Here is a 23791-nt window from a genome sequence, read left to right as displayed (position 1 = left end):
GCTTGGTGTCAGTGCCCGCGGGCGATCCATTCATCCAGGTGCGGCTTCTCTGCGCCGATGGTGGTGGAATCGCCGTGTCCCGTGCGGACCACGGTTTCCTCCGGTAGTGGCAGGAGCTTTGTCCGGATGGACTCGATGATGGTGGGGAAATCGCTGTAGGACCGTCCGGTCGCACCGGGTCCGCCTTGGAAGAGCGTGTCTCCGCTGAAGAGTGTCTCTTCGCTTGCAAGGTGGAACGAAACGGATCCTGGAGAGTGTCCGGGAGTGTGGATCGCTTTCACCGTTGCGCCGGCCACGGTGAACTCGTCACCGTCCACGATCGCCACATCAGGGTCAACGTGGGGGAACACGGCCTTCCACAGCATCCAATCGTCCTGATGCAGGTGGATGGGAGCCGTGACGAGCTCCCGGAAAGCACCTGCGGAACTGATGTGGTCGTCATGGCCGTGTGTTAGCAGGATGGCTTTGACGTCTCGGCCACCCACGGCCGCACGGATTGCTTCAGGGTTGTGGGCGGGGTCGATGACGATGCATTCGGTGGCGTTGCCGATGATCCAGACGTTGTTGTCCACGTCCCAGGTTCCTCCGTCGAGGGAGAATGTCCCGGAGGTTACTACCTGATCGATCGTGAGGTTGCCGGCGCTCACAGTTCAACCACCGATCGGAGGACTGCGCCATCGTGCATTTTGTCGAACGCCTCTTCCACCTGGTCGATGGTGATGCGCTCTGTAACGAAGGCGTCCAGGTCCAGTTTGCCCTGCTTATACAGGTCCACGAGCATGGGGAAGTCGCGGGAGGGCAGGCAGTCGCCATACCATGAGGATTTGAGTGAACCGCCGCGGCCGAAGACATCCAGCAGCGGCAGTTCCAAGGTCATCTCCGGTGTGGGGACACCAACCAGGACAACGGTGCCTGCGAGGTCGCGGGCGTAGAACGCCTGCTTATAAGTTTCGGGACGTCCGACGGCGTCAATCACCACGTCTGCGCCGAAGCCGGCTGTCAAGGCCCGGATTTCCTCGATGGGGTCCGCTGCGGATGAGTCCACGGTGTGGGTTGCGCCGAGGTCCTTGGCACGCTGGAGCTTCTTTGCGTCGATGTCGACGGCAATGATGGTGGTGGCCCCTGCGAGCGCGGCGCCGGCGATGGCTGCTACGCCCACTCCTCCGCAGCCGATCACAGCAACGGAGTCGCCTCGCTTGACGTTGCCGGTGTTGAGCGCTGCGCCCAAACCTGCCATGACGCCGCAGCCGAGCAGGCCGACGGCGGCGGCATCGGCGTCGGGGTCTACCTTGGTGCATTGGCCGGCGGCGACCAGGGTCTTTTCGATGAACGCGCCGATGCCGAGGGCCGGTGAGAGTTCCGTGCCGTCTTCGAGGGTCATTTTTTGGGTGGCGTTGTGGGTGTTGAAGCAGTACTGGGCTTGGCCGCGGTTGCATGCGCGACAGTTGCCGCAGACTGCACGCCAGTTCAGGACGACACGGTCGCCCGGGGCTACGTCTGTGACGTCGGGGCCTACTGCGCTGACAACGCCGGTGGCTTCATGGCCGAGGAGGAACGGAAAGTCGTCGCTGATGCCGCCGAGTTTGTAGTGGAGATCGGTGTGGCAGACGCCGCTGGTGAGGATGTCCACCAAGGCTTCGCCGGGGCCGGGTTCCGGGACGAGGATGGTTTCCAGGGTTGCGGGGGCGCCTTTGGAGCGGACGACGACACCTTTGACTGCGTGGACCATGGGATGTTCCCTTCGGGCTTTTGGGGCGCGGGTCCTTTCTGTGGTGCAAAAAGGGCCCGCTACGGATTCCCATTCTGTCTATCACAGGTGGCAGACAGAGTGGGATTGTTCCGTGCGGGCCCAACAGCGGTGGTGTGGCAGACTATGCGGCCAGTCGGCTCTCCACCTCGGAAGCGGACGGGTTGGTGGCCGCGGTTCCGTCAGGGAAAAGCACGGTGGGTACGGTGCGGTTGCCTCCGTTGAGCTGCTCGACGAGTTCGGCCGTGCCATCTACTTCTTCGATGTTGATCTCGGTGTAGCCGATGCCCTTGGCGTCCAGCTGCTTTTTGAGGCGGTTGCAATAACCGCACCAGGTGGTCGAGAACATGGTGATGGTGCCGGAGTCGGGAGTGAAGTCCACAGAGCTCTCCTCAGTATGGGTTGTTAATGCAGGGTGGTTCGTCGGTAACAACGGTAACCCGCGTCCGAATAATTCCCGTTCGGCAGCAGGGCCGGGTTACGTCACATGCCGGTGCTGGTGCGTTGTCCGAGGAGAGGGCAGACTGTTGCCATGTGTGGACGTTATGTAATGGCTCGTGCGGTGGGGGACCTCCTCGCTGATTTTGACGCCGAACTTGAGAACGAGATTGCGCTGGAGAAGTCGTGGAATGTGGCTCCGACCGATGCCGTTCCTATTGTTTTGGAGAGGCTGATTGACGAGGACGTGAAGCGGCAGCTCCATGTGGCGAAGTGGGGTCTGGTGCCATCATGGGCGAAGGATCCCAAGGCTGGTGCCAGGCTTATCAACGCTCGAAGCGAGACGCTGTTGGAAAAGCCGTCCTTCAAGAAGGCCGCCGTTGCCAGGCGTTGCGCAGTTCCGGCAGACGGTTATTACGAATGGAAGAAGGGCGAGGGTAAGAACAAGCAACCGTATTATGTGCACCCGGGGGATGGCCACGGTTTGGTCTTTGCAGGCTTGTATGAGTGGTGGCGTGACCAGTCTGCATCCGATGATGATCCGGGGCGTTGGTTGCTGTCCATGTCCATCCTGACTGCCGATACCCCAACGGCGGATGAGGCCAAGACCCGGCGCAGTGCCTCGGTGTTTGACGAACTGACTGCCCTCCATGACCGCGTTCCCTTGCCGATGAGCACTGAGACGATGGAAGCGTGGTTGGATCCGAGGGAGAAGGACGCTCAAGGGTTGGTGGATCTGGTCCGCTCCAAGGCGCACGATGCCGCGGCCGGGTGGAGGTTGGACGCTGTGGGCGCAGCGGTGGGAAATGTCCGCAATAACTCACCGGAACTCATTGAACCGGTGGAAGCTCTCTTCTAGGAACTACAGGAACTACAAAGCGTCCAGGACCTACAGAGCTTCGGTGACGGGCACGCCGGATTGGAACTCCCGGCCATCGGCTTCGCTGAAGCCTGTCATGACGTGGCCTTTGCTAAGCCCGTGGATGGCAGACATCGGAAAATTCCCTGTGATGACGTTGCCGGAATGCTCTACGCCTTTGATGTCGTAGTTCTCCTCGGCACTGAGGGAGTGGTTGAACGAATAGAAGGAAATCGCCTCTCCGTTCATGAACTCTATGCCGAGCCTGCGCTGTGAGGAATAGTCCTCGCTGGCAGCAACAAGGCCCACGACGTAAGCGCCGGAGCCTGGTATGTTGCCATCGATTTCGAACCTTGCCACGAGGTTGTCGTCTTCGGCCGAGATGTTGACCTGCTTCAGGAGTGCATCATTGGTGCTCATGCCACAATCCTGCTCTGTGGACCGGCTGCCGTCCACCCCTTGACTTTCATCCCTCCAACAGACGCAGGATGTTGCGCGCCACTGTGGCTGTGTCAAGGTCCTGCCCCGTCCTCGCGGTCAGCAGGTGAAGGGCGAGCCCGTCGCTGTAGTCGGAGATTGCTTCCGCCCGGCTGCGTGCTTCAGATATGCCCATGGCGTCGAGCAATTGCGCCAAGGCTGATACCAGCCGCTCGTGCCCGGCAGTGACAACACCTGGCTGGTCTAGGGCAAAGGCGAACCTGGCGCGGGTCAGTTCGGCGTTCTGGTGCGCGAGTCCCATGACTGCTCCGGCGATCTGATCCGCCAAGTCGGCTACCGACGTCGGGATGTCCGTTCCACCCTGCTGCAGCAGGAGGCGGTCACGTTCTTCAACGCGGTCGACGGCGGCCCCCATGAGTGCTGCCCGGTTGCGGAAATAGTTCGAGGTAGTTCCGACGGCGACACCTGCCTGGGCGTCGACGGCCCTGTGCGTGAGTCCTTTGAGTCCCTTGGCAGCAACGACGGCGAGGGCGGCGTCGGCTAGTTCACTTCGGCGGTCCGGCATGGCGAAAGTCTAGCTTCAACCCCTACCGGCACTACAAATGTAGTAGTACTGTGAACCCATGGAAAAGGTGGACATCATTGGTGGAGGGATCGCCGGGCTGGCGCTCGCAGGAATACTGGACCCCGGCAAGTTCGACGTCACCATCTACGAGCAGCGCCCCGAACTCCCCACTGTTGGAACAACCCTCGCCATGTGGCCGGAAGCCCAACGCGCGCTCTCAGAGCTGGGGATACTCGGAGCTGCACGGAGTCGCGGAGCCAAGATCAAAACCGGCGCCCTCCGCCGCCCCTCGGGAGAACCCCTGCTGTCCATGGAAGGTGAAGGCCTCCTTGGAATATCCCGGCCCGAACTCCTGAGGCTGCTGGACACGGCAGTGCCTCGTTCCGTGAGCCGGGCAGTAGCCAGAGTGGACAAGCTGCCGGGTACTGCCGGGCTGACCGTGGGCGCAGATGGCGTCAACAGCATTGTCCGGCGGCACTTCAGAGGCCCGCAGAGCGAAGCAAGGCCAACACCATTCCTGGCCGTCAGGGGAGTCATCCCCGGAACCCCGCTCCCGGAGGACATCGGCGAATACTGGGGGCGTGGCGAGATATTCGGCTTGGCGCCAGCTGAGGGCGGAAGCAACTGGTACGCTTCATTCCGCTCAGACCTGGGGCCGGACAAAGTAGACGTCGCAGAAGCCCTCGAAGTGACACGAAACCGCTACGCAAACCACGCGAGCGCCGTACAGGAAGTACTCGCAAAGGCCAGGCTGGACACCACGCTTGCCCAACGCATCTGGATCTGCCCTCCCCTGATCAAATACTCGCAGGGAAACGTTGTGTTGATAGGGGATGCCGCCCACGCCATGACACCAAACCTGGGGCGGGGCGCCTGTGAAGCGCTGATCGATGCAGTGACACTGGGCAAACTTCTAAATGGGCTGCCCAGTGAAAAGGCGCTCGCAGCCTATGGCAGGAAGCGCATCATGCGCACGCAACTACTCCGGGTTGCTTCTTCCCTCATGGGGACTGTCGCCCTCGCCCAGGGTGCACAACCATGGCGAGACGCCTTGCTCAAGCAAGTTGGAAAGCGAGTATCGCGAACCCGGGAAAGGGCATCAACTTCGAACTAGGTTTTGTCAGGGCGTCGGCGTAAACTGAAATTATTCGAACATACTTTCGAATCATTATTCCGGCGTAAGAGGTGAAGGCATGGGGCTGTTCAGCGAGTCAGTAGGCGTGAGCTGCACGGACACCGGCCAGCCGCAGGAAGTCCACTGGAAAGGAACGCAGTACACCGTCACCAACGAACCCGTTCGCTGGTACGAGCGCCGGCAATGGTGGCTTGAAGAAAGCCGTGCACCCCTGGGAAGCGGAGCCGGCCTGGTTGACCACGAGATCTGGCGGGTACAACTGCTGCCTTCTTCCGCTGAACCGGAAACCAGCCACTGCATCACCCTCGATCTGGTCCGGCACCTGGGCAGCGGACGGTGGAGACTCGTGCGCATCCATGACGCCGCACCATCACGTGCAGTAGAACCCGACGAAGCAGCGTGAACCCTTGAGCTTCACCCATCTGCACGTCTCCACAGCCTTCAGCGCACACTACGGCGTCTCCTGGCCCGAAGAACTCGCCCAAGCCGCCGCAGCAGACGGAGCCACAGCTCTCGCCTGTACCGACCGTGACGGCCTGTATGGCACTATCAAACACCTCAAAGCATGCATGGACGCAGGCATCCACCCCATCGTCGGAGTAGACCTGGCCGTATTCGACGACGACGGCGACCACCGCACCCAAGTGGCGGGCCGCGTCGTCGTACTCGCCCACGGAAACAACAACGGCGCCGGATACAGGGCACTGTGCCGCCTCATATCCGACGCCCACGCGCGCACCTCCGGGAAAGCCGGGGGAGCAATCCCACCTGCGGTCACCCGAGGCGAACTCGCCTCCAGAACCCTGGACCCCAAAACCCTCAAACCAGTCCTCACCGTACTCGTAGGGCCCGACTCCGACGTAGGCCGGGCCATGGGCGGACGCAAATACCTCAAGCCCAGAACCCTCTTCAAACAATGGATCGACGCCATGCCCCCCGGCACCATGGTGGCCGAAGTCGTTTCCCACCTCAGCGCCCCCGGACAGCCACTCAGCACAGCCCACGCCGTACGCATGCTCAAACTCGCCATCGAATTCAACACCCCCGCAATACTCAGCAACGCCGTCCGCTACTGCGCCCAGGACGGCGCCGCCACTGCAGATGTACTCGACTCCGCACGCACCCTCAAATCCCTTCCGGAACTCTCAACTGAACCCCTCCTCCAGCCAACAGGGCAGGGATGGCTGAAGACCCCGCAACAAATGCACCAACTCGGCAAAGAAATCATGAACGCCGCGGGCCAGGGGAAAGCCGACCTCACCAAACTCCTCGCAAACACAGAAGCGCTCGCCGACAAATGCCGCATCGACCCCATTCTCGACATGGGTTGGAAGAAGCCGGTAGTCCCTGAAGCCTCCATCATCGGCATCACCGCAGACCCCATGGTTGAACTCACCCAACGCTGTGAAGCAGGAATCAACAGACGGTTCCCAGGCATCAACGGAAACCTGGAAAAAAACCTGCGCTCGCGGTTGGAGCATGAGCTGGAAATCATTGCCGGACTCGGTTTTGCTTCGTACTTCCTCACCGTGGCAGAGGTCACCACAATGATCCTCGATATGGGTGTCCGTGTTGCTGCAAGGGGATCCGGCGCGTCAAGTCTGGTCAACTACTTGATCGATATCAGTCAGGTTGACCCGATACGCCACGACCTTATTTTTGAACGTTTTCTCTCCGGCCGGCGGTCCACCCTGCCTGATATCGACATTGATGTGGAAAGTGCTGAAAGGCATAACGTCTACCGAAAGATTTTTGACCGCTTCGGGGCTGAACGAGTCACCCTGATGAGCATGCAAAACGGGTACAGGGCACGTGGTGCAGTGCGGGATGCGGGCATGGCACTGGGGATGCCTGACGAAGAAGTGGGCGAAATTGCCAAGCAGCTGTGGAGATTCTCTGCGCGCAAATTCCGTGAAGCCCTGGTGGAGAAGCCGGAGCTTCGGGATTTTGCGGGGCGGGTGGAACGAGGAGCCCTGGAGGAGAACCAGCAGCTGGATTTGCTGGTGGATCTTACAGAAAGGCTGGATCGCTTGCCCCGGCATATTTCCATGCACCCTTGCGGAGTGATTTTGGGAGATGCCACCCTCCTGGATAGAACTCCGGTCCAACCCAGCGGTATGGGTCTGCCCATGAGCCAGTTCGATAAACACGATATGGACCCCATGGGCATGCTAAAGCTGGATGTCCTGGGAGTGCGCATGCAAAGTGCCATGGCCTTTGCGGTCCGGGAAGTGATTCGGCTTCATCCTTCCAAAGCTGAGGTTGTCGCAGCGGGTAAGCACCCCGTGGAGCCGGGCGGGAATGGTCCCGACTACATTGCTCATGACGGCAGGATTAACCTCAATGCCGTCCCTTTCGACGATCAGGCCACCTTTGAGCTGATACGTAGTACCCACACACTTGGTTGCTTCCAGATCGAGTCCCCGGGGCAGCGTGAACTCATCGGAAAAATGGCTCCCCGGGAATTCAATGACCTCATCATCGATATCTCTCTTTTCCGGCCTGGACCCATGAAGTCGGACATGGTGCGGCCCTTCCTGGAGCATCGCCATGGGTTTGCTCCTGAGATTTACCCCCACCCGGACCTCAAGCCAGTTCTCCAGGAAACGCACGGGGTCACGGTTTTCCATGAGCAGATTTTGAAAACCTTCCACGTTATGACCAATTGCGGCTTGGACAGGGCCGACGAATTTCGTCGAGCCCTGGGCGACGAAGTACATGAGCCGGGAGTAGAAAAGTACTTCCGACGGGAAGCAATCAAAAAATACCCTCCAGAAGTGGTGGATAAAGTTTGGGGGACCCTGAAAGCCTTCGGTAGTTTTGGCTTCTGCAAAGCCCACGGTGCTGCATTTGCCGTACCTACCTATCAGTCAGCCTGGCTCAAGGCCCATCATCCCGAGGCCTTTCTTGCTGGATTGTGGGAACACGATCCCGGGATGTATCCCAAACGGCTGTTGGTCGCTGAAGCGCGCAGGCTGGGGATCCCCATCCTGCCTTTGGATATCAACAGGAGCAAGGCTGAATACAGGGTGGAGAAAATCCATCATGGCTCGGATCAGGGCAAGCTGGGCATCCGCTTGAGCCTGACTGGTATTTACGGGCTTTCAGGAGTGGAACTCAAGAGGATCGTTGCCGGGCAACCTTTCGATTCCCTGGCAGACCTGAGGGCGCGGGCGCGGGTCAGTAAACCGAACATCAAAAGACTGGCCCAGCTGGGCGCCTTTGATGCTTTGCATAAGGACTCCGGAGGAACTGCGAACCGTGCTGACCTTGTGCACCATCTGCAAGCGCTCCAAAGCAGCCCCTCCAAGAAGGCCCCCGATGTCATAGAAGGGCAGCTGTCCTTTGCGCTGGGCGATGTTGAACTGAGAAACCTTGCTCCTGAGCTTCCTGAGCCAACCATGGTGGATAACGTCAGGGCAGAACTTGATCTCATGGCGGTGGATGTCAGCGAACATCTGATGGAAAGTCATCGGCCACTCTTGGACAAATTGGGGGTCACCACGGCAGACAAGCTCCTGGGCTTGCGCAACGGGACCGAAGTCCTGGTAGCAGGGGTCCGAATTGCCACTCAAACCCCGCCCATGCGTGGCGGGCGTCGCGTTGTCTTCATCAGCATCGATGACGGTACTGGCTGCGTGGATTCGGTCTTCTTCCATGAGGCTCAGGAAGACTCCGGGCCTCTGTTGTTTGGTACCCGCCTCCTGCTTATCCGGGGGACCACCAGAAGGACCGGCCCCAAAGGAATCAGCCTCAGTGCCAGCAAAGCCTGGGACCTCAGCCGTCCGGAAGCGTTGCCTTATGCCGAGCTTCTCCCCGCCGAAACCGGGCTACCTGATGGATACACCCACCATGGGCCGCTCCACGGTATTTCCAGGAACCTTGCCATTACTGGTCTGGGAAGCTGAAACCTTGGCACAACCCTGCCTTGAGTAGCCTGATTTAGCCCCGGCGCGCTGCTTTGGCCACCTTCGCTGCAGCGGATACGATTGACGGTGGCTGGCTGTGGTCCCCGTACGCCACAAGCTATGAAGCCTTAACTATGAATAGGAGACACCCGTGTCAGATGCCCAACAGATCACCCTCATCGTCGATGGCGAAGAGACCAAGGTGACGGAAGGGACTACCGGCGCGGAACTCTTCTTCGAGCGCCGCGACGTCGTTGTAGCCCGTGTCAATGGTGTACTCAAGGACCTTGACCAGGTCCTCACCGAGGGTGCAAACGTCGAGGGCGTCACCATCGATTCCCCTGATGGACTCAACGTTCTTCGCCACTCCACGGCCCATGTCATGGCACAGGCTGTGCAGCAGTTGCGCCCCGACGCCAAGCTCGGTATCGGTCCCTACATCACTGACGGCTTCTACTTCGACTTCGACGTTGCTGATCCGTTCACCCCGGAAGACCTGCGCACGCTGGAAAAGATGATGCAAAAAATCATCAACCAGAACCAGAAATTCGTTCGCCGTGTTGTCACTGAAGACGAAGCCCGTGTGGCGATGGCCAATGAGCCCTACAAGCTTGAGTTGCTGGGCAAGAAGAACGATGCAAGCGACGCCGCTGAGGGCGTCAACGTTGAGGTCGGTGCCGGCGACATCACGATTTACGACAATGTGGATCGCAAGAGCGGTGAGAGCATCTGGTGCGATCTTTGCCGCGGACCGCACCTGCAGAACACCAAAATCATCGCCAACGCCTTCGCGTTGACCCGCTCTTCAGCTGCGTACTGGTTGGGTAACCAGAACAACCAGCAACTGCAGCGCATTTACGGCACGGCGTGGCCCACCAAGGAAGCCCTCAAGGCATACCAGGAACGCATCGCCGAAGCAGAGCGACGCGACCACCGCAAGCTCGGCGTCGAGCTGGACCTGTTCTCGTTCCCGGACGAACTGGGCTCGGGCCTTCCTGTCTTCCACCCCAAGGGCGGAATCATCCGCAAGGCCATGGAGGATTACTCACGCCAGCGCCACGTGGACGCCGGATACGAGTTCGTCTACACACCCCACATCACCAAAGGCCACCTCTATGAGGTCTCCGGCCACCTTGACTGGTACAAGGACGGCATGTTCCCGGCGATGCAGGTGGACGCCGAATTCAACGAAGACGGCACAGTGCGGAAGCCGGCGCAGGATTACTACCTGAAGCCGATGAACTGCCCCATGCATAACCTGATCTTCCGCTCCCGGGGGCGCTCTTACCGCGAACTTCCGCTGCGCCTGTTCGAATTCGGATCGGTGTACCGCTACGAGAAGTCCGGCGTTGTGCACGGGCTGACCCGCGTCCGCGGCATGACACAGGACGACGCCCACATCTACTGCACCCGCGAGCAGATGAAGGACGAGCTCACCACCACGCTGAATTTCGTTCTGGGCCTGCTCAAGGACTACGGGCTGGATGATTTCTACTTGGAGCTTTCCACCAAGAACGAAGAGAAGTTCGTTGGCGACGACGCCGCGTGGGAGGAAGCCACGCGCACTCTTTCCGAGGTCGCCGCAGCCTCGGGTCTGGAACTCGTTCCGGATCCGGGTGGAGCAGCATTCTATGGCCCCAAGATCTCCGTCCAGGCAAAGGATGCCCTTGGCAGGACCTGGCAGATGTCCACCATTCAACTGGACTTCAACCTGCCGGAGCGCTTCGAACTGGAGTACCAGGCGGCCGACGGCACACGCCAGCGGCCTGTCATGATCCACCGGGCACTGTTCGGTTCGGTGGAACGCTTCATGGGTGTGCTCACCGAGCACTACGCCGGAGCGTTCCCGGCTTGGCTCGCTCCTGTCCAGGTAGTTGGCATTCCTGTGGCCGAGACCTTCAATGACTACATGTTCGACGTCGTCGGCCAACTCAAGGCAGCGGGCATCCGTGCCGAGGTGGACATCTCCTCTGACCGGTTCCCCAAGAAAATTCGTACAGCCAGCAAGGACAAGATTCCGTTCGTCCTGATTGCCGGCGGTGAGGACGCCGAGGCAGGTGCCGTGTCATTCCGCTTCCGGGATGGCAGCCAGGACAACGGCGTGCCCGTGGCCGAGGCGGTCCGCAGGATCGTTGACGCCGTCAAGAACCGCGAGAGCTGACGGAACGGACACATAGACGGTGCAGGAGAACACAGGCGCGGCAGCTGGCCTTCCGGGTGACGCCGACGTAACCGATGACTTCGGATTGGCCGGCGTACCGGACGCGTTTCAGCGCCTGTGGACTCCACACCGGATGGCTTACATCAAGGGCGGGCAGGATCAATTCAAGAACAAGGACGACTGCCCGTTCTGTGTAGGACCCACGCGCTCAGATGAGGAATCCCTGATCGTCCACCGCGGGCGGACCTGTTACGTCGTCCTGAACCTGTTCCCCTACAACCCGGGTCATCTCTTGATCTGCCCCTACCGGCACGTTCCCGATTACACAGACATCACCGTGGAAGAAACCGCCGAGTTCGCCGACCTCACTCAGACGGCTATGCGCGTGTTACGGAAGGTTTCAAATCCGAGCGGCTTCAACCTGGGCATGAACCAAGGGGTGACAGGGGGTGCCGGCATCGCCGCGCATCTGCACCAGCACGTGGTTCCTCGGTGGGGCGGGGACGGAAACTTCTTCCCGATCATCGCACAGACCAAGGCCATCACGCAGACACTCGATGAGGTCCGCAAGCTTGTGGCTGAAGCCTGGCCGGGGGAGTCGAATGCTCAATAGGCATGCGCGCGGCTTCTTCACTTCACTTTTTACTCCTTTAGCGCGTTGGCTCCTGAGGATCGGTGTGTCTCCGGACGCCGTGACTATTGCCGGGACCCTAGGGGTGATTTTGGGCGGACTCGTCCTCTACCCGCTGGGCTTCCTATGGTGGGGCTCTCTGGTGGTCGCCTTCTTCGCCTTCTCGGACGTCGTCGATGGCATCATGGCGAGGCTGCAGGGCCGCAGCGGTGGCTGGGGTAATTTCTTGGATTCCACCTTGGACAGGCTCGCCGATGGTGCGATCTTCGCAGGCCTCACCATCTGGTATTTCACCGGAGGTGAAGATCCTGCTATTGGTACTGCCGCCGTCATCTGCCTGGTACTCGGCATGGTTGTTTCCTATGCCCGGGCTAAAGCCGAGTCCTTGGGCTACCAGGCGAGCGTGGGAATCGCCGAACGCGCGGAACGTTTGGCATCAGTGTTGCTCATCACCGGGCTTACGGGATTGGGCCTCCCACCGGTGGTGTTATTCGGGACCCTGGTGCTCCTGGCCCTGGCGAGTGTCATCACCATTGTTCAGCGCATGTCCACCGTCCGGCGGCAAGCCATGGCCGAAGCCGATGGAACTGCGCCGGCGTAAAGGCCAGTGAACCATAGCTCACGTGTGGAACTGGCAACCGACCAGAGTCGCTCGGCCGCAGTTGTGCACTTGACCTACCACAGCCCGTTGTCTTGCCCTCCAAGGTGGTAATGAATGTACTGCCAGCATGCAAGGTGCGACTACTATTACTAGTACTTGGTCACCTTGACCTGAAACCCGGTGTGCGCTGATTGCGGTCGTGTGGCTGCGCGTGCCTCCGGCAAGAAGGTCGTTTATCTACCCATAGGGGTTTTTGTGTCTACACCAGATGTAAGCAACGAAGCCGGTTCGTCCGCGAACAGCGTCACGGGCAGCAGCCGCGTTAAGCGGGGCATGGCGGAGATGCTCAAGGGCGGCGTCATTATGGACGTCGTTAACGTCGAGCAGGCTCGCATCGCCGAGGATGCCGGTGCCGTGGCTGTCATGGCGCTCGAGCGTGTCCCGGCCGATATCCGCGCCCAGGGCGGCGTGTCCCGCATGTCCGATCCGGACATGATCGATGCGATCATCGCTGCCGTGTCCATCCCGGTCATGGCCAAGGCCCGCATCGGCCACTTCGTCGAAGCCCAGGTCCTGCAGTCCCTCGGTGTTGACTACATCGACGAGTCCGAGGTCCTCACCCCGGCCGACTACATCAACCACATCGACAAGTGGAACTTCACCGTTCCCTTCGTTTGTGGTGCCACCAACCTTGGTGAGGCCCTGCGCCGCATCAACGAGGGCGCGGCCATGATCCGTTCCAAGGGCGAAGCCGGCACCGGCGATGTTTCCAACGCCACCGGGCACATGCGCAAGATCCGCTCCGAGATCGCCAAACTCGCAGCCCTTCCCGAGGACGAGCTGTATGTTGCGGCCAAGGAACTGCAGGCCCCGTACGAGCTGGTCAAGGAAGTTGCCGCCACCGGCAAGCTCCCCGTGGTGCTGTTCACCGCCGGCGGCATCGCGACCCCGGCTGATGCTGCGATGATGATGCAGCTCGGCGCGGACGGTGTGTTCGTCGGTTCCGGTATCTTCAAGTCCGGCAACCCGGCAGAGCGCGCCGCCGCCGTCGTGAAGGCCACCACGTTCCACGACGACCCCGACGTCATCGCCAAGGTCTCCCGCGGCCTGGGCGAAGCCATGGTCGGCATCAACGTCGACGACATCCCCCAGCCCCACCGCCTCGCAGAGCGCGGCTGGTAAACAGCTAAAGTAGTACGACGCCGGGCCGGTCACCTTCCAAGGTGACCGGCCCGGCGTCGTTCTACTCCAGTCCGCGGCGCTTCAGGAGGGGTCCCAGCTCTGCGTCGCGGCCCCGGAAGGCGCGGAACGACTCCAGGGGATCGCGACTGTTGCCCCGGGAAAGCAGCTCTGATCGGAAGTGATCGCCGTTCGCGCGTGTGAGGCCACCGTGTTCCTTGAACCACTCCACGGTGTCGGCGTCCAGCACCTCGCTCCAAATGTAGGAGTAGTAGCCCGCTGCATACCCCGCACCGGCGAAGATGTGTTGGAAATACCCGGTGCGGTACCGCGGCGGGATCAGCGGGTGCACGATCGCCGCATCAGCCAGCGCCTTGGTTTCGAAGGCGAGAACGTCCTGCGGAACTTCGGACTCGGACAGCACGTGCCACGCCACGTCCAGAAGTGCGGCCCCGAGGTATTCGGTGGTCGCAAACCCTTCTCCCCATAGCAATGACTCGTTGAGATTGTCCACGGTGTCAGGGGGGAGTGCCTCCCCCGTGGAATAGTGGCGAGCATAGTTGGCCAGGACCTCGGGCCACATGATCCACATTTCGTTAACCTGGGACGGATACTCCACAAAGTCCCGAGGTACGGACGTCCCGGAGAACCGCGGATAGGTCACGTCGGAAAACAGGCCGTGAAGCGCGTGGCCGAACTCATGGAAAACTGTACGGACTTCGTCCAAGGACAAGAGCGTGGGCTCACCCGGTGCCGGTTTGGTGATGTTGAGGTTGTTGATCACCACGGAACGGGTTCCCAGCAGGCTGGATTGTTCTACAAGGGAATTCATCCAGGCACCTCCGCGCTTTGACTCACGGGTGTAGTAGTCGCCCAGGAAGAGGCCCAGCCCGCTGCCGCCTTCATGTCGGACCTCCCAGATGCGGACGTCAGGGTGATAGCCTTCCAAATCATCGCGCTCATGGAAAGTCACCCCGAAGAGTTGTGTCGCAGCATGGAATACTCCGTCGTTGAGCAAAGTATCGAGGCTGAAAAAGGGGCGGAGAGCCTGTTCATCCACCTTAAACTTTTCCTTGCGAACCCGGGCAGAGTAGTACGCCCAATCCCACGGCTCAAGTTCGTGGCCGGCGACTTCCGCTAAAGCCTCCGCCTCCGATTCGGCATTCCTCACGGCTGCGGGGGCCAGCCTACCCAGCATTGCCTTGACCTCACTGAATCCGGGTGCCGTCTGCTGGTCAATCACCAGCTCAGCAAAGTTGGCAAATCCCAAGAGCGCCGCCTTCTCAGCCCGCAATCGGGCAGTGGCCTTCACCAGGTCACGAACGTCCAAGGCGCCGCCATCGGTGCCCCGTGCCAGGGATGCTTCGTAAAGCCGACGGCGGATGGCCCGGTTTTCCAAGGACGCCAAAGCGGGTTGGTTGCTGGGCTGGATCAGGGTCAGTAAGTACTTGCCGTCATGCCCCGCATTCCTGGCTGCTTCCGCGGCGCCGGTGATCGCTTCAGCCGGCAGCCCTGCCAGCTCCTCGGCGTCGTTCAGGAGAAGGGCGGCAGACTTCATGGCCTCTTTGACGCGTTGGCCAAATTCAGTGCCCAATCGTGAGAGCTCGGCGTTGACTTCACGCAGGCGGTGTTGTCCGGCGGCATCGAGCTGGATGCCTGACTGCCGGAACTCTTTGAGGTACTCCTGCACCAGCCGGGACGACTCCGCATCCAATCCTGCTGTGTCGATTGCGGCGAATCGCTCATAGAGTCCGCGATTCAGGTAAACCGCGTCTTGATGTGCTGACAGTTTGGGGGACAGCTCTGTTTCCAGCGCTTTGATGGCGTCCGAAGCGTCGGCGGAAACCAGTGTGAAGAAGGCTGCGGCAGCCCTGCTGAGCAGTTGTCCTGACCGTTCCATGGCCACGGCTGTGTTTTCCAGGGTGGCGGGCTCCGGGTTGTTCGTGATGCTGGCGATTTCATCCAGATGTGCGCTCAAACCCTCCTCTACGGCCTGGGAGTAATGCTCGGCCGAAATGCCGGCGAAGGGCGGAAGCCCATAGGGCAGAGGGCTGGGGCTCAAGAGTGGGTTGGTCATGAAGTGACTCTTTCACGTAAGAATCGTGTCCTCAAGAGCGGCACGCCCGGATGCGTCGGGCCAGCGCCGTAGGATGAAATTCATGGGCAAGATCACATTTTCCATGGGACGGTTCCGTACCCACCGGTCGGCACTCGTGGTGAGCGGTATAGCTCTAGCCCTGTCCCTGAGCGCCTGCGGTGTTCTTGCAGAAAACGATGACGCTGAACGCAGCACCGGCGCCTCGGCCCCTGCTGCCCAGACACCCAGTCCGACGCGCACTCCGGCACCAAACCCCACCCCGGGCAAAGGCCCCGCCTGTCCGGAGCTCCGCTGCACCTCCATCACGGTGACAGGTGACATGCTGGTTCATACCCAGCTCTGGCAACAAGCGAGATCTGACGCAGCTGCGGCGGGTCAGCCCGGCTACACTTTCGTCCCGCTTCTCGAAGGACAACGACGCTACATTCGCAACAGCGACCTCGCCATTTGCCACCAGGAAACACCCGTGGCTGGTCCGGAAGGGCCGTTCTCTGCCTACCCGTCCTTCAACGTACCGCCGCAAATCATTACGGCCTCAAAGGATGTTGGATACAAGGCCTGCACGACGGCCAGCAATCACACCATTGACCGCGGCACCGAAGGTTTGCTCCGGACGCTGGACGCCCTGGACGCAGCGGGCCTAAAGCACACCGGTTCCTACCGGACGGAGGCAGCATCCAAGGAGATACTCATGCTCCAGACGGACGCAGCCAAAGTGGCCGTGATTATTGGAACGTATGGCCACAATGGTCAGATCCCGGAATACCCGTGGCTGGTTGACGAGCTGGATCCGGCGGCCATGATCGCGAAGGCAAAACAAGCCAAGGCCCTTGGGGCCGACATCGTCCTGGGAGTCATGCACGCCGGCGACGAGTACGCCAGCGAGGCCAATGCCCAGCAGCAGGAGGTTGCGCACGCGTTGGTGGACAGCGGCCAGTTCACCATGATCTACGGCCACCACACGCACTCGGTGCTGCCGATCGAGAACTACAAAGGCACGTGGATTGTGTACGGGCTCGGCAATGGTGTCACTGAATTGTCACCGTGGTACGTCGTGAACAACGAAGGACTATTGGTCAGGGCACAATTCAGTCAAAACACCTCAGGTGTATGGACTGCTTCTGACCTCGCATGGGCCCCCTCGGTTATTGTTCGGGACCCCTATCGATGGTGTTCCGTAGCCAGCGACGCACCACAAGGGGTCTGCGCGACCCCTGCAGCCGATGCCGCAACCCACCAGCGAACCAAAGCGGTTGTAGAGTCCATGGGAGCAGCCACCGCGGGAGCGCACGAACTGCTGATCACCAAGGAAAAGTAGCGGCTACCGCGGCCGGCGGGCTGCGTGTTCGCGCGCAAGGCGGGCGTAATCGTCGTCGGGCTTTCCTGGCACGAAGCTGCCGAACTTGCGTTCGGCTGCTGTGCGGATCAGGAAGTCCGCAATGGCCGGGTTCTTTGGGAGCAAGGAACCGTGCAGGTAGCTCGCTACAACATTGTTGTAACGGGCGCCCTCGTGCCCGTCCTTGCTGTTGTTGCCTGCGCCTTTTGTCACCGTGCCTAATGGCTCGACGCCGGGCCCCAACGTAGTCTGCCCACTGTGGTTCTCATAGCCAAGGATGTCGCCGAACTCAGTGGACTTCATGGTCACGTTGCCAATAAGGCGCTCGTCAGTACCATGGGTTTCCACGTCCAGGATGCCGATGCCCGGAATCACAGGGCCCGTGCTGGTCTTGAAGAACTTCCCGAAAAGCTGGTAGAGCCCACAGATCACCAGCATGGGAGCGCCCTCGTCCGCCAGCTGCTTCAGCTGGCTGGCACGCGATTGGAGGTCGTCCTGGATCACCAGCTGGCCGCTGTCCTGCCCGCCTCCGCCCACAATGATGTCGAGGTCGTCAGGAAAGTCGTCGCCCACGTTGTACTCGAGAAGCTCCGGAGTGTAGCCATGCCACTTGATCCGTTGTTTCAGGACCAGGGCGTTGCCCCAGTCACCGTAGATGTTCATTTCGCGCGGGTAGAGCTGGAGAACGCGGAGCGTTCCCTTGCTGGGCTGTGCTGCCGGCGTGGGTTGTGCTTCCGAGGTCATGAGACCACCTCAACTATGGTGATTTTGGCCAGTTCGCGGCGAATGGCGAGCATGGAAGTGTAGGTACAGAAAACGCGCTTTGGCTTACCTCGCGAGCCGTCGATGAACGTTCGCAGGGCCGCCGTGATGTCCGGTTCGACCACTCCGAAGTGAACATCGTCATACTGCAGACGCAGCGCCATGTCGTAGGCGCGAACGCCGGTGAGGACCTCCACGCCATCTTCGCGCAGGGAGTCGAATTCAACGTCCCACAGCCAGGACATGTCCCTGCCGTCGGCGTAGTTGTCGTTGATGGCGATCATGGTGGCGTAGCCGCCGGCGGGGAAGGACTTCAGCCCGAGACGGAAACCACTGGGGTTCTTCACGAGCACCAGCTCCAGAGGCTGTCCGTCCACGGTGAGGCTCTCACCGCGCCCGAACGCGGGAGCAACTTCTCCCAAAGCCTTCACGAGCTTAGGTGTATCAACGGGCCCGGTTCCCAAGACGGACCTCGCCAGGGACAAAGCCGCCGCTGCATTGAAGATGTTGTACACGCCGCGTAGTTTCATCGTTGTGGTGACGGTTTCGCCGTCGAACTCAAAGTCGGCGTCCTGGGCTCCAACGCGTCTGAGTACGACGTCGGCTGCCGGCAGATCTACATCCTCACCTGTTTCAGCGGCAACGGAAGTGCCCGAAGGGGACGGGCCGATTGCCGTGGTGCGCATTTCGTCGTCGTTGGGGAAGGTGCTGCGCAAAGATTCGTCGAGGCCGAAGTATCGGACTTCGGGGTGGTGGACGGCATCGAGGGTATTGATGGCGTTGGCAATCCGGGCGACGCGTGGGTCTTCCCGGTTGAGGACAACTGTGCCGGTGGTCTTGGAGGCGATGTGCTCCAGCAGCCGGGCGGTCTTGTCAATTTCCCCGAAGCGGTCCAATTGGTCGCGGAGGACATTCAACAGGAGGCTGTACCGCGGCTCAACCTTGTTGACGAAGTGCACGGCATGGGCTTCGTCCAATTCCAGGATGGCAATGTCTGCGTCCAGCCGACCGCGCCAGTCCACATCACCCAGGAGCGAAGCGGCCACCCCACGGGTGAAGTTGCTGCCACTGCGGTTGGTGAAGACTTTCAGGCCTTGGCTTTCAAGGAGTTCCACCACCATCTTGGTGGTGGTGGTCTTGCCGTTGGTGCCGCTGACCACGGCTACGCCCAGGGGGAGCGAAGCCAGCGTTCGCTGCATGAAGCCGGGATCGATTTTCTCAACCACCAAGCCGGGAAAAGCTGAGCCTCCGCCCCGGAGTCGGGACAGTGTGCGGACCAGCTTGCCGAGGGGAACGCTGAAGGAAAGCATGCTCTGTAATATATCCCAGTCAGGGCATGGAACCGGCTACCTCGCGTGTGGGCTTGGTCAACGCTGACAGCGCCATATGGCCCTGGGCCTCTATGATGGTCGAATGACCAACCCCCTTTCTGACGCTTCGTCGCGCGTGGGTTCAGGACTCCGGATCGGCGTGCTGGCTCTTCAGGGCGATTTCCGCGAGCATATCCACGCTGTAGAGGCCGCTGGCGCCACCGGCGTGGGTATACGCCGCCCGTCAGAGCTTGACGACATTGACGGCTTGATCATCCCCGGCGGCGAATCAACCACCATTGACAAGCTCTCCCGGATTTTCGAAGTCCGTGATCCACTTCAAAAGCGGATCGCGGACGGCCTGCCGGTCTACGGCTCCTGTGCCGGCATGATCCTGTTGGCCGATGAAATCGCGGACCCTGCAACTGACCTGCACGGAAATCCGCAGCAGACCTTTGGTGGGCTGGATATCACCGTGCGCAGGAATGCCTTTGGCCGCCAGCGGGAGTCCTTCGAGACCGACCTGGATTTCAGGGGGCTTGAATTCAGCGCAGGGGAGTCCGGTGTGGATCCCGTTCACGCTGTATTTATCCGGGGCCCCTGGGTGGAACGCGTAGGTCCGGGCGTGGAGGTCCTTGCCCAGGTCGACCCCGACCACGCCAGCCACACGGCTACTTTGCACGGAGTGGCTAGAATTGTTGCAGTGCGTTCCGGTCAACTACTGGCCACCTCCTTCCATCCGGAAGTGACGGGAGAGAAACGCGTGCATGAACTCTTTATTCGAATGATCAGAGGAGAAGCGTAAAGCATGTCAGGCCACTCCAAATGGGCGACCACCAAGCACAAGAAAGCCATCATTGACGGCAGGCGTGCAAAGTCGTTCGCAAAACTGATCAAGAATATCGAAGTTGCTGCCCGCATGGGTGGTCCGGACCTCGCCGGCAACCCGGGACTTGAACTTGCCGTCACGAAGGCCAAGAAGACGTCGGTTCCCAATGACAACATCGACCGCGCCATCAAACGCGGCGCTGGCCTCACCGGCGAAGTGGTGGACTACACCGAGATCATGTACGAGGCTCGTGGTCCCCAGGGTTCGGCCTTGTTGATCGAATGTCTGACGGACAACAAGAACCGCGCTGCATCCGAGGTGCGCCTTGCAATCTCCCGCAACGGCGGCACCATCGCCGATCCCGGTTCCGTGAGCTACCTCTTCGCCCGCAAGGGTGTTGTGGTCCTGCCCAAGAACGGCCTCAGCGAGGACGACATCCTGATGGCGGTCCTCGATGCCGGAGCCGAAGAAGTCAAAGACAGCGGAGAGAACTGGGAAATCCACTCCGAACCCTCTGATCTTCAGGCCATCCGCGACGCCCTGAAAGAAGCGGGCATCGAATACGAGACAGATGAAGCCGAGTTCGTTCCCTCCATGCAGGTGGAACTGGATGTCGACGGCGCCAAGAAGTTCATGAAACTCGTGGATGCCCTGGAAGATCTTGACGATGTCCAGAACGTCTACAGCAATGCGGACCTCAGCGAGGAAGTCCAGGCTGCCCTCGACGCCGAATAGCCGGCCACGGCGCAGCGCGTCATTTTGACATTTAGCAGCTTCACAGCCACCAGAAAGGCCCGGACTTGACTCTTCGCGTATTGGGAGTCGATCCGGGCCTCACCCGTTGCGGTATAGGTGTGGTGGACATTGAAAAGAACCGCAGGGCCACCATGGTGGCCGTTGGGGTAGTGGGGACCTCTGCTGAGCTCACTCTGGATAAGCGCCTGCTGGTCATTGCCCAAGCCATTGATGAATGGCTGGACCTGCATCAGCCGGACGTCGTCGCCGTCGAGCGTGTTTTCTCGCAGATGAACGTCAGCACGGTCATGGGTGTGGCCCAGGCTTCGGGCGTCGTCATCGCTGCGGCCGCACGCCGTGGCATCCCCGTCGCGTTGCACACACCGTCGGAGGTCAAAGCCGCGGTAACAGGCAGCGGCACGGCCAATAAGGATGCAGTGACCAAGCTCGTTACCAAGATCCTGCGCCTGGATGCTCCACCGAAGCCTGCTGATGCTGCGGACGCTCTTGCGCTTGCCCTGACCCATGCATGGCGCGCAGGTAGTGGAATGGGTTCAGCTATCGGCGCGAACGGTAAGGGCGGTCTCACTCCCGCCCAAAAAGCATGGGCTGACGCGGAAGCAAAAGCGCGCCGCGCACGGTGATTGTCGGCTCGCCTTGTTAGGGTATTCGTAGATATGTTCGGATAGTCCGCTTTGGCCGCAGTGTTGACACAGTATTGCGGCAACGGAGCAGGCAGTATTTCAGGAGCCGGGTCTTGATCAGTTTTCTCCGTGGAACGGTAGCCCACGTTGGTTTGTCCACCGCTGTCATCGACCTCAACGGTGCGGGAATGAGTGTCTTTGCCACGCCGCAGACCTTGAGCCACCTCAAGACAGGAACAGAAGCCAAGCTCTTCACGTCCATGATCGTCCGTGAAGATTCCTTGACACTGTTCGGCTTCGCCGACGACGACGAACGGGAAGTCTTTGATGTCCTGCTCAGCGTCAGCGGGGTAGGGCCACGTCTGGCCTTGGCCGTCCTTGCCGTGCATGAACCGGAGGCCATCCGGGTGGCGGCGCACACTGGAGACAGCAAGACGTTTACCAAGGTGCCGGGAATCGGTCCCAAGGTGGCCGGCCGGATTGTCCTTGAGCTCGCCGGTAAGTTGGTTCCCCACGGGACCGGCACAGGCACTGCGCCCGCCGCTGCCCCAAACGCCGAATGGAAGCCGCAGGTTGTCGCAGCCATGACCAGCTTGGGCTGGTCCGAGAAGGACGCCAACGGCAGCATCGACAAAGCCATGGCAGACTCCCCGGAACTCGTGGACGCAGGAAACGTGGCCCAAATCCTCCGGGCAACACTGCGTTGGTTGGGTCAGGATGGGGCGCGCGCAGGCAATCGTGTAGGCAGCCGTGGCTGAGCAGTCACTCGTCAGCGGGGGAGAGGAACCGGAAGAGCGGGTCATTGAAGCCGCACTCCGGCCCAAGAACCTGCACGATTTCGTGGGACAGCATCGGGTCCGCAAACAACTGGCATTGGTACTCGAGGCATCCAAAATGCGTGGCCGCAGCGCCGATCACGTGCTGATGTCAGGGCCGCCAGGACTAGGCAAGACAACCCTTGCCATGATCATCGCAGCGGAAATGAACGCGCCGTTGCGTATCAGCAGCGGCCCGGCCATCCAGCACGCGGGAGATCTTGCCGCCATCCTTTCCTCCCTATCGGAGGGGGAGGTCCTTTTCCTCGACGAAATACACCGCATGTCCAGGCCGGCGGAAGAAATGCTGTACATGGCCATGGAGGACTTCCGCGTGGACATTGTGGTGGGCAAGGGCGCTGGTGCAACCGCCATTCCTTTGGAACTGCCACCTTTCACCTTGGTGGGCGCAACAACCCGAGCTGGGCTTCTTCCGGGGCCTCTGAGGGATCGATTCGGATTCACCGGGCACCTTGAGTTCTACTCCGTCGCCGAACTCGAGCTCGTCCTGCGGCGCTCCGCGGGCCTACTGGACCTGAAGGTCAACTCTGCGGGCTTTACGGAGATAGCGGGCCGGTCCCGGGGAACGCCACGTATCGCCAACAGACTGCTTCGCCGTGTCCGTGACTGGGCGCTGGTTCATGGCATTGAGCAGATTGATGCACGTTCAGCTTCAGCGGCTCTGGATATGTATGAAGTAGACGAGCGTGGATTGGACAGGCTTGACCGGTCCGTTCTTGAAGCCCTGATCACCAAGTTCAACGGCGGTCCAGTGGGATTGTCCACTTTGGCTATCGCCGTGGGGGAAGAACCCGAGACGGTGGAGACCGTGGCTGAGCCGTTCCTGGTCCGTGAGGGTCTTTTGGGACGCACTCCGCGGGGCCGGATCGCGATGGCGTCCGCCTGGACGCACCTTGGCTACGCCGTCCCGGCCGGGGTGTTCGGTCAGGAGACACTGGCACTGTTTGGTGAGGATGAAAACCACGCCGAAAGCGTGGATACCGTGGGTTAACACCCTCTGTTCAGCTTTTCCCACTAGACTGGTATGACGCTCGGCACGTTCGAGTCCTTGATCCATGCCCGCTCTGCGGATCTGCCAGGGACGTTGCCGTGAACCAAAACGTAAGTACAGAACGGAACTTCCCTGTGGATCCAATGACCATATTGCTGTTCGTCATGTTGGGACTCTTTGTCTTCATGATGTTCCGCCGCAACAAGAAGACCCAGCAGCAGCAGGCTGAGATGCAGTCAAAGTTCGCTCCCGGGGTTGACGTCATGACCAGCTTCGGTCTCTTTGGCCGCATCGTGTCCATCGACGAAGCCGAGAACAAAGTCGTGATTGAGCTTTCGCCGGGTAACCAGGCAACGGTTCACCGTCAGGCTGTCACCAAGGTGGTCGAGACCACCCCCGAGGAAGCGCCCGTTGTTCCGGATGATGCGTCATCCCTGACCGCCGCGCAGACGGAAGCTCCTGCCGCCGTCGAGACCCCGGAAGAAACCATCGCGCGCCTCAACAAAGAGGACAAGAAGGACAACTAGCACCGTCAGTCGCGGCGACACCGCGCAAGGCAACTTCTACGGCAGCGGAGAGCCGCCGGCA

The 23791-nt window shown here is 60.6% G+C and carries 23 protein-coding genes; 15 read left to right on the top strand and 8 right to left on the bottom strand.

Features of this window, described 5'->3' with window-relative positions:
• Nucleotides 1–8 precede the first annotated feature (8 nt).
• The 3 genes from LDN70_RS11885 to LDN70_RS11875 form a co-directional block, all read right to left on the bottom strand.
• On the bottom strand, nucleotides 9–647 hold the full coding sequence (locus LDN70_RS11885; RefSeq protein ID WP_142939043.1) for an MBL fold metallo-hydrolase: 639 nt from the start codon (nucleotides 645–647) through the stop codon (nucleotides 9–11).
• Entirely contained in the window at nucleotides 644–1729 is a 1086-nt protein-coding gene (locus LDN70_RS11880; RefSeq protein WP_142939044.1) for an S-(hydroxymethyl)mycothiol dehydrogenase, read from the bottom strand. Before LDN70_RS11880 ends, LDN70_RS11885 begins: the two co-directional genes overlap by 4 nt.
• A 142-nt stretch (nucleotides 1730–1871) precedes the next feature.
• Nucleotides 1872–2129 carry a mycoredoxin gene (locus LDN70_RS11875; protein WP_018777778.1) on the bottom strand — a complete coding sequence of 86 codons (258 nt, stop codon included), beginning with the start codon at nucleotides 2127–2129 and terminating at the stop codon, nucleotides 1872–1874.
• A gap of 168 nt (nucleotides 2130–2297) precedes the next feature.
• On the opposite strand from LDN70_RS11875, the gene LDN70_RS11870 reads away from it, so the two are divergent.
• Nucleotides 2298–3044 (top strand): SOS response-associated peptidase, encoded by a 747-nt coding sequence (locus tag LDN70_RS11870; protein WP_238703412.1) that lies wholly within the window; start codon nucleotides 2298–2300, stop codon nucleotides 3042–3044.
• 30 nt (nucleotides 3045–3074) lie between these two features.
• Here the strand turns inward: LDN70_RS11870 and LDN70_RS11865 are convergent, their stop codons facing one another.
• Both LDN70_RS11865 and LDN70_RS11860 read right to left on the bottom strand, forming a co-directional pair.
• Nucleotides 3075–3464 carry a hypothetical protein gene (locus LDN70_RS11865; RefSeq protein ID WP_014921999.1) on the bottom strand — a complete coding sequence of 130 codons (390 nt, stop codon included), beginning with the start codon at nucleotides 3462–3464 and terminating at the stop codon, nucleotides 3075–3077.
• A gap of 46 nt (nucleotides 3465–3510) precedes the next feature.
• Complete coding sequence (locus tag LDN70_RS11860) at nucleotides 3511–4047, bottom strand: TetR/AcrR family transcriptional regulator (RefSeq protein WP_142939046.1); 537 nt, start codon at nucleotides 4045–4047, stop codon at nucleotides 3511–3513.
• A gap of 58 nt (nucleotides 4048–4105) precedes the next feature.
• Between LDN70_RS11860 and LDN70_RS11855 the strand changes: the two genes are divergently transcribed.
• The 7 genes from LDN70_RS11855 (at nucleotide 4106) to pdxS (ending at nucleotide 13665) form a co-directional block, all read left to right on the top strand.
• On the top strand, nucleotides 4106–5161 hold the full coding sequence (locus LDN70_RS11855) for an FAD-dependent monooxygenase (protein ID WP_223940401.1): 1056 nt from the start codon (nucleotides 4106–4108) through the stop codon (nucleotides 5159–5161).
• 79 nt (nucleotides 5162–5240) lie between these two features.
• Nucleotides 5241–5585: a DUF6504 family protein gene (locus LDN70_RS11850; RefSeq protein ID WP_223940400.1), complete on the top strand. Its 345-nt coding sequence runs from the start codon at nucleotides 5241–5243 to the stop codon at nucleotides 5583–5585.
• A gap of 4 nt (nucleotides 5586–5589) precedes the next feature.
• Complete coding sequence (locus LDN70_RS11845) at nucleotides 5590–9090, top strand: DNA polymerase III subunit alpha (RefSeq protein WP_223940399.1); 3501 nt, start codon at nucleotides 5590–5592, stop codon at nucleotides 9088–9090.
• A gap of 151 nt (nucleotides 9091–9241) precedes the next feature.
• Entirely contained in the window at nucleotides 9242–11251 is a 2010-nt protein-coding gene (thrS, locus tag LDN70_RS11840; RefSeq protein ID WP_142939050.1) for a threonine--tRNA ligase, read from the top strand.
• Between the two features lie 19 nt (nucleotides 11252–11270).
• Nucleotides 11271–11864 (top strand): HIT family protein, encoded by a 594-nt coding sequence (locus tag LDN70_RS11835; RefSeq protein WP_166840592.1) that lies wholly within the window; start codon nucleotides 11271–11273, stop codon nucleotides 11862–11864.
• On the top strand, nucleotides 11854–12483 hold the full coding sequence (pgsA, locus tag LDN70_RS11830) for a phosphatidylinositol phosphate synthase (RefSeq protein WP_223940398.1): 630 nt from the start codon (nucleotides 11854–11856) through the stop codon (nucleotides 12481–12483). Before LDN70_RS11835 ends, pgsA begins: the two co-directional genes overlap by 11 nt.
• Before the next feature lie 255 nt (nucleotides 12484–12738).
• A complete protein-coding gene (gene pdxS, locus LDN70_RS11825; protein ID WP_017197521.1) occupies nucleotides 12739–13665 on the top strand; it encodes a pyridoxal 5'-phosphate synthase lyase subunit PdxS in 927 nt (308 codons plus the stop codon).
• 61 nt (nucleotides 13666–13726) lie between these two features.
• On the opposite strand, the gene LDN70_RS11820 is transcribed toward pdxS, so the two are convergent.
• Nucleotides 13727–15739 (bottom strand): M3 family metallopeptidase, encoded by a 2013-nt coding sequence (locus LDN70_RS11820; protein ID WP_223940397.1) that lies wholly within the window; start codon nucleotides 15737–15739, stop codon nucleotides 13727–13729.
• Between the two features lie 73 nt (nucleotides 15740–15812).
• On the opposite strand from LDN70_RS11820, the gene LDN70_RS11815 reads away from it, so the two are divergent.
• Nucleotides 15813–17078 carry a CapA family protein gene (locus LDN70_RS11815; protein ID WP_223940396.1) on the top strand — a complete coding sequence of 422 codons (1266 nt, stop codon included), beginning with the start codon at nucleotides 15813–15815 and terminating at the stop codon, nucleotides 17076–17078.
• A 3-nt stretch (nucleotides 17079–17081) separates the two neighbouring features.
• On the opposite strand, the gene LDN70_RS11810 is transcribed toward LDN70_RS11815, so the two are convergent.
• Both LDN70_RS11810 and LDN70_RS11805 read right to left on the bottom strand, forming a co-directional pair.
• Nucleotides 17082–17840 carry a type 1 glutamine amidotransferase gene (locus LDN70_RS11810; protein ID WP_223940395.1) on the bottom strand — a complete coding sequence of 253 codons (759 nt, stop codon included), beginning with the start codon at nucleotides 17838–17840 and terminating at the stop codon, nucleotides 17082–17084.
• Entirely contained in the window at nucleotides 17837–19168 is a 1332-nt protein-coding gene (locus tag LDN70_RS11805) for a Mur ligase family protein (RefSeq protein WP_142939057.1), read from the bottom strand. Before LDN70_RS11805 ends, LDN70_RS11810 begins: the two co-directional genes overlap by 4 nt.
• A 103-nt stretch (nucleotides 19169–19271) precedes the next feature.
• Here LDN70_RS11805 and pdxT point away from each other — a divergent pair, with 103 nt between their 5' ends.
• The 6 genes from pdxT (at nucleotide 19272) to yajC (ending at nucleotide 23730) form a co-directional block, all read left to right on the top strand.
• Complete coding sequence (gene pdxT, locus LDN70_RS11800; RefSeq protein WP_142939058.1) at nucleotides 19272–19973, top strand: pyridoxal 5'-phosphate synthase glutaminase subunit PdxT; 702 nt, start codon at nucleotides 19272–19274, stop codon at nucleotides 19971–19973.
• A gap of 3 nt (nucleotides 19974–19976) precedes the next feature.
• Nucleotides 19977–20732 (top strand): YebC/PmpR family DNA-binding transcriptional regulator, encoded by a 756-nt coding sequence (locus tag LDN70_RS11795; RefSeq protein WP_166840600.1) that lies wholly within the window; start codon nucleotides 19977–19979, stop codon nucleotides 20730–20732.
• Nucleotides 20733–20797: 65 nt separating this feature from the next.
• Complete coding sequence (gene ruvC / locus LDN70_RS11790) at nucleotides 20798–21376, top strand: crossover junction endodeoxyribonuclease RuvC (protein WP_223940394.1); 579 nt, start codon at nucleotides 20798–20800, stop codon at nucleotides 21374–21376.
• A 113-nt stretch (nucleotides 21377–21489) separates the two neighbouring features.
• Nucleotides 21490–22134 carry a Holliday junction branch migration protein RuvA gene (ruvA, locus tag LDN70_RS11785; RefSeq protein WP_142939061.1) on the top strand — a complete coding sequence of 215 codons (645 nt, stop codon included), beginning with the start codon at nucleotides 21490–21492 and terminating at the stop codon, nucleotides 22132–22134.
• The gene (ruvB, locus tag LDN70_RS11780; protein ID WP_024816851.1) at nucleotides 22127–23203 is read left to right on the top strand and encodes a Holliday junction branch migration DNA helicase RuvB; all 1077 of its coding nucleotides are present in this window, start codon (nucleotides 22127–22129) and stop codon (nucleotides 23201–23203) included. Before ruvA ends, ruvB begins: the two co-directional genes overlap by 8 nt.
• Before the next feature lie 143 nt (nucleotides 23204–23346).
• On the top strand, nucleotides 23347–23730 hold the full coding sequence (yajC, locus tag LDN70_RS11775; protein ID WP_024816850.1) for a preprotein translocase subunit YajC: 384 nt from the start codon (nucleotides 23347–23349) through the stop codon (nucleotides 23728–23730).
• The last annotated feature ends 61 nt before the right edge of the window (nucleotides 23731–23791 follow it).

The sequence above is a fragment of the Arthrobacter sp. StoSoilB22 genome (assembly GCF_019977315.1).
Lineage (GTDB): Bacteria > Actinomycetota > Actinomycetes > Actinomycetales > Micrococcaceae > Arthrobacter.
This window is presented reverse-complemented; position numbering and strand designations above follow the sequence as displayed.

What these genes read in the sequence shown, in the direction of transcription:
- LDN70_RS11880 (WP_142939044.1), bottom strand. Translation starts at nt 1,729, where the DNA reads ATGGTCCACGCAGTCAAAGGTGTCGTCGTCCGCTCCAAAGGCGCCCCC.
- LDN70_RS11870 (WP_238703412.1), top strand. Translation starts at nt 2,298, where the DNA reads ATGGCTCGTGCGGTGGGGGACCTCCTCGCTGATTTTGACGCCGAACTT.
- LDN70_RS11865 (WP_014921999.1), bottom strand. Translation starts at nt 3,464, where the DNA reads ATGAGCACCAATGATGCACTCCTGAAGCAGGTCAACATCTCGGCCGAA.
- LDN70_RS11860 (WP_142939046.1), bottom strand. Translation starts at nt 4,047, where the DNA reads ATGCCGGACCGCCGAAGTGAACTAGCCGACGCCGCCCTCGCCGTCGTT.
- LDN70_RS11855 (WP_223940401.1), top strand. Translation starts at nt 4,106, where the DNA reads ATGGAAAAGGTGGACATCATTGGTGGAGGGATCGCCGGGCTGGCGCTC.
- LDN70_RS11850 (WP_223940400.1), top strand. Translation starts at nt 5,241, where the DNA reads ATGGGGCTGTTCAGCGAGTCAGTAGGCGTGAGCTGCACGGACACCGGC.
- pgsA (WP_223940398.1), top strand. Translation starts at nt 11,854, where the DNA reads ATGCTCAATAGGCATGCGCGCGGCTTCTTCACTTCACTTTTTACTCCT.
- LDN70_RS11820 (WP_223940397.1), bottom strand. Translation starts at nt 15,739, where the DNA reads ATGACCAACCCACTCTTGAGCCCCAGCCCTCTGCCCTATGGGCTTCCG.
- LDN70_RS11815 (WP_223940396.1), top strand. Translation starts at nt 15,813, where the DNA reads ATGAAATTCATGGGCAAGATCACATTTTCCATGGGACGGTTCCGTACC.
- LDN70_RS11810 (WP_223940395.1), bottom strand. Translation starts at nt 17,840, where the DNA reads ATGACCTCGGAAGCACAACCCACGCCGGCAGCACAGCCCAGCAAGGGA.
- LDN70_RS11805 (WP_142939057.1), bottom strand. Translation starts at nt 19,168, where the DNA reads ATGCTTTCCTTCAGCGTTCCCCTCGGCAAGCTGGTCCGCACACTGTCC.
- pdxT (WP_142939058.1), top strand. Translation starts at nt 19,272, where the DNA reads ATGACCAACCCCCTTTCTGACGCTTCGTCGCGCGTGGGTTCAGGACTC.
- LDN70_RS11795 (WP_166840600.1), top strand. Translation starts at nt 19,977, where the DNA reads ATGTCAGGCCACTCCAAATGGGCGACCACCAAGCACAAGAAAGCCATC.
- yajC (WP_024816850.1), top strand. Translation starts at nt 23,347, where the DNA reads ATGACCATATTGCTGTTCGTCATGTTGGGACTCTTTGTCTTCATGATG.